The sequence below is a fragment of the Bradyrhizobium sp. genome, assembly GCF_036009065.1.
GTDB lineage: Bacteria > Pseudomonadota > Alphaproteobacteria > Rhizobiales > Xanthobacteraceae > Bradyrhizobium.
The window spans coordinates 1-9546 of the sequence record NZ_DASYMN010000190.1 but is presented as its reverse complement, the minus strand read 5'-3'; the positions used below and the strand labels follow the sequence as shown (position 1 = coordinate 9546).

Genomic DNA, 9546 nt, shown 5'->3' with positions numbered 1-9546 from the left:
CGGGAATTCGACCATGTCGGACCTAGACCGTAACTACGCTTCGCCCTTCGGCCGGGCCGCCGGGCGTACTGACGCCGCAGCCGTCGATGCCGGTCTGCGCGCCTACATGCTGCGCATCTACAACTACATGACCATCGGCCTCGCCATTACCGGCCTCGCCGCGCTGGGCATCTATATGGCTGCCGTGACCACGGACCAGGCAGGCGCCGCCGCCAAGTTCGGCAATGCCTACCTGACGCCGTTCGGTTATGCGATGTATGTGAGCCCGCTGAAATGGGTATTCATACTGGCGCCGCTGGCGATGGTGTTCGCCATCTCGTTCGGCATCAACCGGCTAAAGCCCGCGACGGCGCAATTGCTGTTCTGGGCGTTCGCGGCGCTGATGGGCATCTCGCTGTCGTCGATTTTCCTGGTGTATACGCACACCTCGATCGTGCGGGTGTTCTTCATCACCGCGGCCTCGTTCGGCGCGCTCAGCCTCTACGGCTACACCACCAAGCGTGACTTGACCGGCATGGGCTCGTTCCTGCTGATGGGCCTGTTCGGCATCATCATCGCGAGCCTGGTGAACATCTTCGTCGCAAGCACGATGCTGCAGTTCATCGTCTCGGTGGTCGGCGTGCTGGTATTTGCAGGGTTGACCGCCTGGGATACCCAGCGGCTGAAGAACGACTACATCTATGGCTACGCCTCGCAGGGCGGCGACGTCGCCGAACGCGCGGCCATCACCGGCGCGCTGTCGCTTTACTTGAACTTCATCAACCTGTTCACGCTGCTGTTGCAGTTGCTCGGACAGCGCGACTGACGGCATAGCATAGGCGAAAACTCAACCCCGGCCTCGCGGCCGGGGTTTTTGTTTTGCGCGCGGTTATGGACCTCGCGTCCCGGGCGCGATGCAGCTTGGCAGAACCGGGACCCCCGGTTGGAGTGGAAAAAGCTGGGCCCCGGCTCAGCAGCGCACCGCTTCGCAGGTGCTCCGCGCTGCGCTGCGTCCGGGGCACGCAGCAACACATTCGCGTCATGCGCGGGCTTGACCCGCGCATCCATCCATCTTCACAAGAGTCGTTCGAAGCAGATGGATTGCCGGGTCGAGCCCCGGCAATGACCCGTGGAGGCCCCATGACCAACGTTGAAATCCGCTCCGCCACCGAGGCCGACCTTCCCGCCATCACCGAGATTTACGAGCACGCGGTCCTCACCGGCACCGCGACGTTCGAGCTGATCCCGCCGGACTTGGCAGAAATGACGCGCCGCTTCGAATCGCTGATCGAAGGCGCCTATCCCTATCTCGTTGCATCCCTCGAAGGCCGCGCGGTCGGATACGCCTATGCCGGGCCGTACCGGCCGCGACCGGCCTATCGGTTCACCGTGGAGGATTCGGTCTATCTTCAACCGGCGATCCATCGCCGCGGCATCGGGACGCAATTGCTGCAACGGCTGATCGCCGAATGCGAGGCGCGCGGCTATCGCCAGATGATCGCGGTGATCGGCGATTCCGCCAATGCGGGTTCGATCGGCGTGCACAGCAGAACTGGATTTGCGATGATCGGCACCCACTCCGATGTGGGATTCAAGTTCGGCCGCTGGCTCGACACCGTGATGATGCAGCGCGCGCTCGGCGAAGGCGCCACGACGCTGCCTGAAACGCCGTAGCCCGGATGAGCTCCGCGACGCTGCACCGGATATCGCAAGAGCTCATCCGGGCTACAGGAGACTCATTTCAAACCACCGCCAGCTTGCGATCGATCACCAGCAGCACGCGGTCGAGTTCATGGCCGCGGCGCAGGATCAATCCGCCGGCCGAGATCACGCTGTAGACCCCCTGCTTGCGAGCCAGCCGTGGATCTTTCTCGATGCGATAGATCGGCACTTCGGAAGCGCGGCGGAACACCGAAAACACCGCGCGGTCTTTCAGGAAGTCGATAGCGTAATCCCGCCATTCCCCATCGGCGACCATGCGTCCGTAAAGATTGAGGATGCGGTTGAGTTCGAAACGGTTGAATGTTACCCGGCTTTGCGCAGGGTTCGCAGCGGAGTTGCGCTCCGCTGCGGCGGTCTCGCTTGGATCAGCATCCCCCGACATCAAATCCATGCCACGCCTCCTGTCATCCAAGGCATGATCTTCTCCAAAACCCGGCTACCACGTTTCAAGACCATGCTGCGGCCAGCATGATTGCGCCGACTGCGCGCGGCTGCAAGAGGGCCGTGGTCCGGGACGCGTAATTCATGGGTGAATTGGCCCGTCACGGGATCGTTAGCGGAATCATAATACGGCCCAATTTCCGACAAGCGACCGCCCATCTGGACTGCGAAAAGAAGCTACTGCGTTGGCCCGGTCCTTTCGGTTCCGGATTCCTCAGCCCCCAGCCCCCCGGGGTCGTCGGGATCGGGCCTGTTCGCAGGGGAGTTAATCCCCGTCACTGGGCCAACGAGAGTTGGTCCTTTTCTTTTTGCACTTCGTCATTCCGGGATGCGCCTCTTGGCGCAGGCCCGGAATCCATAACCCCCCTGTGGGCGTATGGATGCTGAACTCAAATACAGGGGTTATGGATTCCGGGCTCGCGCTTCGCGCGCCCCGGAATGACGAGTTCAGTGCAGCGCCGTGTATGCCGCACCTAACATCGGGCCGGGATTTTCGCGGCTGCCGTTCTGCACAAAGACCACCGCGGCATCGACGCCCTCGCGGGAAATATTTTCCAGCGGCACGGTCCAGCTGCCGGCATTGCCGTTCCAGTCGCCGACCTTCAGCAGATTGCGCACCACGTTGTAATAGGTGATTTCCTTGCCGCGATTTTCTCCGCGGCCGATCTTGATCGGCACCGATTTCGAGACCGAGCAGATCCACACTTCACCATGTCTGGCGGATGGGCCTTTATTCGATGCCGCGACGGAAACGTTGATCTGCTTGCCGGACAACGTCATCGAGACCGGCACCGACATCACGCCGTCGGCTTTCTTGGTGACGTCCATCGCACCTTCGATTTTAGCACGATCGCTGCCGATCACATGCGCTGACCCGTTGACGACAACCTGCGGGGTGTAGACGTCGCGATCGCCGCGCATCTGGGAATATGCTTTCTGCCGCGCACTGAACCGCGAATCCGCCAGCGTATCTTTCCAGCCGAGATAGTCCCAGTAATCGATCGGCAGGCTGAGCGCGATAACGTTCGGATCCTTGGCCAGTTCGCCGAGAACCCGATCGGCCGCCGGACAGGACGAGCATCCCTGCGACGTGAACAACTCCACCACCGCGCGCGGTTCGGCATGGGCTGGACTTGCGATCGCGACGATAGTGCAAACACCGAGCGCGCTGCACCATCGCGAGATAGAATCATGGGTCATCATTACTGCCACGCTGAAACCGCGACGCGCCGTCGCCGTTGATATGCCTTTCGAACGCGGAGAAGGCGGCCTTTCATAGGCCGCCTTCCCTCCATTCGCCACTCACTTCGCAGTGAGGCGCCGATCACGTTTCCGATCACGCTGCAAGCTTGCGCAGCACGTAATGCAGGATGCCGCCGTTGCGGTAATATTCAAGCTCGTCGAGGGTATCGATCCGGCACAGCAGCGACACGCGGCGCAGTGTGCCGTCTCCGGATACAATCTCCGCGGTCAGTTTTTGGCGCGGTTTCAGGTCGCCCTGCAGGCCTCTGATCGTTACCGTCTCGTCACCCTTCAGCCCGAGCGACGACCACGAATCGCTGCCCTCGAAGGTCAGAGGCAAAACGCCCATGCCGACCAGGTTGGAGCGATGGATGCGCTCAAAACTCTGGCAGATCACGGCGCGAACCCCTAACAGCCGCGTGCCCTTCGCGGCCCAGTCGCGCGAGGAGCCGTTGCCGTATTCGGCGCCGGCGAACACCACCAGCGGGACTTTCTCGGCCTGGTACTTCATCGCCGCGTCGTAGATCGACATCTGCTCGCCGTCGGGCCAGTGCTTGGTCAATCCACCTTCGGGAATGTTTCCGTCGGCGCCCTTCAGCATGAAATTCTTGATGCGGATATTGGCGAAGGTGCCGCGCATCATCACTTCATGGTTGCCGCGCCGCGTGCCGTATTGATTGAAGTCGGCGGGGCGGACCTGATGCTCGGAGAGATAGCTCCCCGCAGGCGACGTCAGCTTGATGGCGCCGGCAGGCGAAATGTGGTCGGTGGTGATCTTGTCGCCGAACATCGCCAGAATCCGCGCATCCACCACGTCGAGGATCGCCTCCGGCTCCTTCTTCATGCCTTCGAAGTAAGGCGGGTTCTGCACATAGGTCGAGCTCATATTCCAGCGATAGGTCTCGCTCTCGACGGTCTTGATCTTGCGCCAGTTGGTGTCGCCCTTAAACACGTCGGCGTAGCGCTTCTTGAAGATCGCCGCGGTGACGAACTTCTTCATCAGGGCGTTAATCTCCTTGGTGGTCGGCCAGATGTCCTTCAGGTAAACCGGCTTGCCGTCCTTGCCGTTGCCGATCGGCTCGACCGCGAGATTCCTGGTCACCGTTCCCGCCAGCGCATAGGCGACCACCAGCGGCGGCGAGGCGAGGTAATTGGCCTGCACGTCTGGACTGACGCGGCCTTCGAAATTGCGGTTACCCGACAGCACCGCAGCGCCGATGATGCCGTTGTCGTTGATCGCCTTGGAAATCTCCTCCGGCAAAGGTCCGGAATTGCCGATGCAGGTGGTGCACCCAAAACCGATCAGGTTGAAGCCGACCTTGTCGAGGTCGAGTTGCAGTCCGGAATTGGCGAGATATTCGGCGACCACCTGGCTGCCCGGCGCCAGCGATGTCTTGACCCAGGGTTTTGCGGTAAGGCCTTTTGCCGCGGCGTTGCGCGCGAGCAGGCCGGCGCCGATCAGCACGCTCGGATTGGAGGTATTGGTGCAGGAGGTGATCGCCGCGATCACCACGTCGCCATGGCCGAGATCGAAGTTGCGGTTCTCGACCGGATAACGCTTCAAAGCGTCGGCGGCTTTCTTGTATTCGCTCGTCATGGCGGCGGCAAAACCGTCCGCCACCGCCGGCAACGCCACGCGGCCTTCGGGGCGCTTTGGCCCTGCCATCGACGGCACCACGTCGCCGAGATCGAGCGTCAGCGTTTCGGTGAATACCGGATCGGGGGAAGCGGAGGTGCGGAACAGTCCCTGCGCCTTGGCGTATTTGACCACCAGTGCGACCCGGTCGGCCTTGCGGCCCGAGGTTTTCAGATAATCGATGGTTTCGCTATCGACCGGGAAGAAGCCGCAGGTCGCGCCGTATTCCGGCGCCATGTTGCCGATGGTCGCCTTGTCGGCGACTGAGAGATAATCGAGGCCGGGTCCGAAGAACTCGACGAACTTTCCGACCACGCCCTGCTTGCGCAGCATCTGCGTGACGGTGAGCACCAGGTCGGTGGCGGTGACGCCTTCCTTTAGCGCGCCCTTGAGCTTGAAGCCCACCACTTCGGGCAGCAGCATGGACAGCGGCTGGCCGAGCATCGCGGCCTCCGCCTCGATACCGCCGACGCCCCAGCCGAGCACGGCAAGGCCGTTGACCATGGTGGTGTGCGAATCGGTGCCGACCAGCGTGTCCGGATAGGCGACCTCGAAGCTGCCGGTCTTCTTGCCGACGGTCATCTTCTCCTTGCGCGTCCATACCGTCTGCGCGAGATATTCGAGATTGACCTGGTGGCAGATGCCGGTGCCGGGCGGCACCACCGAGAAATTCGAAAACGCCTTCTGGCCCCATTTCAGGAATTCGTAGCGTTCCTGGTTCTGCTTGTACTCCTCGACCACGTTCTTGCCGAACGCCTTGTTGTCGCCGAAGAAGTTCACGATCACGCTGTGGTCGATGACGAGATCGACCGGCACCAGCGGATTGATCTTTTCGGCATCGCCGCCGAGCGCCTGCATCGCATTGCGCATCGCCGCGAGATCGACCACCGCCGGCACGCCGGTAAAATCCTGCATCAGCACCCGCGCCGGGCGGAACGCGATTTCATGCTCGAGCGCGCGCTTCTTCAGCCACTTCGCCACCGCCAGAATGTCGTCCTTCTTGACCGTGCGGTCGTCCTCGTTGCGCAGCAGGTTTTCCAGCAGCACCTTCATCGAATAGGGCAGCTTGGAAATCCCCTTCAGACCGTTTTTCTCCGCGGTGGGCAGGCTGTAATAGACATAGGACTTGCCACCGACCTTGAGGGTCTTTTGGCATTTGAAGCTGTCGAGCGAGGGCATGTGGCGCGATCCTGATTAGTCGTTACACCCGGCAAAGGGTATCAAAACACCGTTGGCGAGCTGAGAGCCGAGTGGCTTGCAGGCGCGGATTGTGTGCTGCATCAAGTTCCGGCTTATAGAATCTTTCCAGAGCGACCGCCACACCGACAATCGTGCCGCAGCAATGCGGCCTCCACACCACGGAAGAAGGCCAGATGCGGCTGTCGGGACGCGGCGTCAAATGTATCAGGGGCGGGCGCGAGGTGTTTTCCGGCCTCGGTTTCAGCGCTTCCGCGGGCGAGGCGCTGGCGGTCACCGGACCCAATGGCGCCGGGAAAACCTCGCTGCTGCGGCAGATTGCCGGCCTGCTGGCGATCGCGGGCGGATCGATCGATCTGGATGGCGGCGACCGCGAACGGACCCTGGCCGAACAGGCGCATTACCTCGGCCACCGCGACGCGCTGAAGCCTGCGCTGAGCGTGATGGAGAACCTGACATTCTGGCGGGATTTTTTGGGCGGCGATGGATCCGATGCAGGACAGAGCCTCGCGGCGGTGGGCCTCGACCACGCCGCGCATCTGCCGGCGGTGGTTTTGTCGGCCGGACAGCGGCGGCGGCTCTCGATCGCACGGCTGCTCACGGTGCGGCGGCCGGTCTGGCTGCTGGACGAGCCAACCTCGGCGCTGGATGCCGCCGGGCAGACGATGTTTGCCGCGCTGATGCAGGATCATCTTGAGCGCGGCGGCCTGATCGTCGCGGCAACGCATGCCCCGCTGCGGATTGCCGCGCGGAAGTTGCGGATGGGAATCGCGGCATGAGAGCGCGACCGGCTAGCGCCCAGCCTCCCCGCGAGTCGTCCCCGCGAAGGCGGCGACCCATACGCCGTGTCATCTCGTTTCGGCACTGGGGCAAAGGCGTTCTTTCATTTGAGAAGCCAGGGGTTATGGGTCCCCGCCTTCGCGGGGACGACGTGTTGTGACCGCCCTCACCGCCTTAATTCGCCGCGACATCCGCATCGCGCTGCGCGTCGGCGGCGGCGCGCTGATCGGGGTGCTGTTCTTTCTCACCGTCGTGGTGCTGATGCCGTTCGCGGTCGGGCCCGATCTGAAACTGCTCGCGCGGCTGGGTCCCGCGATTCTCTGGCTCGGCGCTTTGCTCGCCAGCCTGCTGACGCTCGACCGGCTGTTCATGGCCGATCACGACGACGGCTCACTCGATCTGATTGTCATGAGCCGCACGCCGCTGGAGCTGGCCTGCGCGGCAAAAGCTCTCGCGCACTGGCTCGCCGCCGGATTGCCGCTGATCATCGCAACGCCCGTGCTCGGATTGCTGCTGAATCTCGACGCAACCTCCACATTCGCGGTGGCGCTGACGCTGGTCGCGGGAACACCGGCCCTGACCTTTACCGGCATGATCGGCGCGGCGCTGGCGGTGACGCTGCATCGCGGCGGCTTGTTGCTGGCGGTGCTGGTGCTGCCGCTGTCGATCCCGGTGCTGATTTTCGGCGTCGCAGCCTCGGAGGCCGCGATCTCCGGGCCATTATCGTTCGGAACGCCGTTTTCAATTCTGTGCGCGCTGTCGCTGATCAGCTTCGTGATAGGGCCGTTCGCGGCGGCTGCAAGCCTGCGGCATGGACTGGACTGATCAACTCCGTATGAAACATACCTCCCCGCATTGCCTGCCCCGGCTTCGACGATTATCAGGAACGTCATGACGCTGATCGATCTCGCCAATCCCACACGATTCCTGTCGCTGACCGCGCGGATATTGCCGCCGCTTGCGGCGGCGACCGCGATCCTGCTGCTGATCGGCCTCACCCAGTCGGCGCTCGCGCCCGACGACTACCAGCAGGGCGCCACGGTAAAAATCATGTTCATCCACGTGCCCAACGCCTGGCTGTCGATGTTCGTGTGGGGCGTGATGAGTTTTGCGGCGCTCGGCACGCTGGTGTGGCGGCATCCATTGGCGGACGTTGCAGCAAAAGCTGCCGCGCCGATCGGCGCGGCGTTCACGTTTCTGGCGCTGGTGACGGGATCGCTGTGGGGCCGGCCGATGTGGGGCACTTACTGGGAGTGGGACGCGCGGCTGACCTCGGTGTTGATACTGTTCCTGATGTATCTCGGCCTGATCGCGCTGTGGCGCGCGGTGGAAGATCCCTCGCGCGCGGCGCGCGCCGCTGCGATCCTGACGCTGGTCGGGGCCATCAACATTCCAATCATCAAATTCTCGGTGGACTGGTGGAATACGCTGCATCAGCCGGCCTCCGTGCTGCGGATGGGCGGGCCTGCGATGGACCGCGCGTTCCTCGTTCCGCTGCTGGTGATGGCGGTGGCGTTTTCGCTGCTGTTCATCACGCTGCATCTCGCCGCCATGCGCAACGAAATTCTGCGCCGCCGCGTGCGCGCCTTGCAGATGATGCAAGCAAGCGGGCGGCCAGGGTGAGCACCATGGCGCTCGGTCCCTACGCGTCCTTCATCGTCACGTCCTATGTGGTGGTCGCAGCCGTGGTGCTGATCCTTATTCTCTGGATCGCGATCGATTACCGCCGCCAGAAAGCGCGCCTGCGCGAACTCGAGGCATCGGGCGCGGTCCGTCGCTCCGGGCGCAGCGCGGCGGACATCCGATGAGCGAGGTGGCTGCACCGAAACGCCGTTCATGGCTGGTGGCGCTGCCGCTGGTAGGTTTCATCGCGCTGGCCGGAATCTTCCTGCTCCGGCTGTACAGCGGCGATCCGTCGAAAATCCCCTCTGCCCTGATCGGCCGCCCGGCGCCGCAAACCACGCTGCCACAGCTTGAGGGCCTCACCAGCAACGGCGCGCCGGTGCCCGGGCTCGATCCCGCCGTCTTCAAGGGCAAGGTCAGCGTCGTCAATGTCTGGGCGTCGTGGTGCGTGCCCTGCCATGACGAAGCGCCGCTGCTGACCGAATTGGCCAAGGACAGCCGGCTGCAGATTGTCGGCATCAATTACAAGGACGCGCCCGATAATGCCCGGCGCTTCCTCGGCCGCTACGGCAATCCGTTCGGCAGTGTCGGCGTCGACGGCAACGGCCGCGCCTCGATCGAATGGGGCGTCTACGGCGTTCCTGAAACCTTCGTGATCGGCCGCGACGGCGCCATCGCCTACAAGATGGTCGGCCCGGTGACGCCGCAAAATTTCGAGAGCGTGCTGAAAGTCGAGATCGAAAAGGCGCTGAAGGCGACAGCTCTTCCGTAGGAAGAGCTGTCGTCCCCGCGCAGGCGGGGACCCATACGCCGTGTCGCCGATGTTCTGGTTTGCGTCAGTGGCCTTGTTGAATGACCTCCCTGCAATCATAACTGCCGGTGGTTATGGGTCCCCGCCTTCGCGGGGACGACACTGGGGAGGCGCT

At 63.0% G+C, this 9546-nt stretch carries 10 protein-coding genes; 7 read left to right on the top strand and 3 right to left on the bottom strand.

What is annotated here, in order from left to right:
* The first annotated feature begins 13 nt into the window (after positions 1-13).
* Both VGP39_RS11415 and VGP39_RS11410 read left to right on the top strand, forming a co-directional pair.
* Positions 14-805 (top strand): Bax inhibitor-1/YccA family protein, encoded by a 792-nt coding sequence (locus tag VGP39_RS11415; RefSeq protein WP_327568213.1) that lies wholly within the window; start codon positions 14-16, stop codon positions 803-805.
* A 314-nt stretch (positions 806-1119) separates the two neighbouring features.
* Complete coding sequence (locus VGP39_RS11410) at positions 1120-1653, top strand: N-acetyltransferase family protein (RefSeq protein ID WP_327568210.1); 534 nt, start codon at positions 1120-1122, stop codon at positions 1651-1653.
* A 67-nt stretch (positions 1654-1720) separates the two neighbouring features.
* Here the strand turns inward: VGP39_RS11410 and VGP39_RS11405 are convergent, their stop codons facing one another.
* The 3 genes from VGP39_RS11405 to acnA all read right to left on the bottom strand — a co-directional run bounded on the left by VGP39_RS11405 (position 1721) and on the right by acnA (position 6199).
* A complete protein-coding gene (locus VGP39_RS11405; protein WP_327568209.1) occupies positions 1721-2092 on the bottom strand; it encodes a DUF2794 domain-containing protein in 372 nt (123 codons plus the stop codon).
* Positions 2093-2589: 497 nt separating this feature from the next.
* The gene (locus VGP39_RS11400) at positions 2590-3342 is read right to left on the bottom strand and encodes a DUF1223 domain-containing protein (protein ID WP_327568208.1); all 753 of its coding nucleotides are present in this window, start codon (positions 3340-3342) and stop codon (positions 2590-2592) included.
* A gap of 136 nt (positions 3343-3478) precedes the next feature.
* A complete protein-coding gene (acnA, locus tag VGP39_RS11395) occupies positions 3479-6199 on the bottom strand; it encodes an aconitate hydratase AcnA (RefSeq protein WP_327568207.1) in 2721 nt (906 codons plus the stop codon).
* A gap of 194 nt (positions 6200-6393) precedes the next feature.
* On the opposite strand from acnA, the gene ccmA reads away from it, so the two are divergent.
* From ccmA to VGP39_RS11370, 5 genes are all read left to right on the top strand, one after another.
* Entirely contained in the window at positions 6394-6996 is a 603-nt protein-coding gene (gene ccmA / locus VGP39_RS11390; protein ID WP_327568212.1) for a heme ABC exporter ATP-binding protein CcmA, read from the top strand.
* Positions 6997-7153: 157 nt separating this feature from the next.
* Positions 7154-7822, top strand: coding sequence for a heme exporter protein CcmB (ccmB, locus tag VGP39_RS11385; RefSeq protein ID WP_327568206.1), 669 nt, complete (start codon positions 7154-7156; stop codon positions 7820-7822).
* A 66-nt stretch (positions 7823-7888) separates the two neighbouring features.
* A complete protein-coding gene (locus VGP39_RS11380) occupies positions 7889-8620 on the top strand; it encodes a heme ABC transporter permease (protein WP_327568205.1) in 732 nt (243 codons plus the stop codon).
* Between the two features lie 5 nt (positions 8621-8625).
* The gene (gene ccmD / locus VGP39_RS11375; RefSeq protein WP_327568211.1) at positions 8626-8805 is read left to right on the top strand and encodes a heme exporter protein CcmD; all 180 of its coding nucleotides are present in this window, start codon (positions 8626-8628) and stop codon (positions 8803-8805) included.
* Positions 8802-9392 (top strand): DsbE family thiol:disulfide interchange protein, encoded by a 591-nt coding sequence (locus VGP39_RS11370; RefSeq protein ID WP_327568204.1) that lies wholly within the window; start codon positions 8802-8804, stop codon positions 9390-9392. Before ccmD ends, VGP39_RS11370 begins: the two co-directional genes overlap by 4 nt.
* The last annotated feature ends 154 nt before the right edge of the window (positions 9393-9546 follow it).

Excerpts from the sequence above, each read along its gene's own strand:
- acnA (WP_327568207.1), bottom strand. The coding sequence starts at position 6,199 with ATGCCCTCGCTCGACAGCTTCAAATGCCAAAAGACCCTCAAGGTCGGT.
- ccmA (WP_327568212.1), top strand. The coding sequence starts at position 6,394 with ATGCGGCTGTCGGGACGCGGCGTCAAATGTATCAGGGGCGGGCGCGAG.
- VGP39_RS11370 (WP_327568204.1), top strand. The coding sequence starts at position 8,802 with ATGAGCGAGGTGGCTGCACCGAAACGCCGTTCATGGCTGGTGGCGCTG.
- VGP39_RS11405 (WP_327568209.1), bottom strand. The coding sequence starts at position 2,092 with ATGGATTTGATGTCGGGGGATGCTGATCCAAGCGAGACCGCCGCAGCG.
- VGP39_RS11400 (WP_327568208.1), bottom strand. The coding sequence starts at position 3,342 with ATGACCCATGATTCTATCTCGCGATGGTGCAGCGCGCTCGGTGTTTGC.
- ccmD (WP_327568211.1), top strand. The coding sequence starts at position 8,626 with ATGGCGCTCGGTCCCTACGCGTCCTTCATCGTCACGTCCTATGTGGTG.
- VGP39_RS11380 (WP_327568205.1), top strand. The coding sequence starts at position 7,889 with ATGACGCTGATCGATCTCGCCAATCCCACACGATTCCTGTCGCTGACC.
- VGP39_RS11410 (WP_327568210.1), top strand. The coding sequence starts at position 1,120 with ATGACCAACGTTGAAATCCGCTCCGCCACCGAGGCCGACCTTCCCGCC.
- VGP39_RS11415 (WP_327568213.1), top strand. The coding sequence starts at position 14 with ATGTCGGACCTAGACCGTAACTACGCTTCGCCCTTCGGCCGGGCCGCC.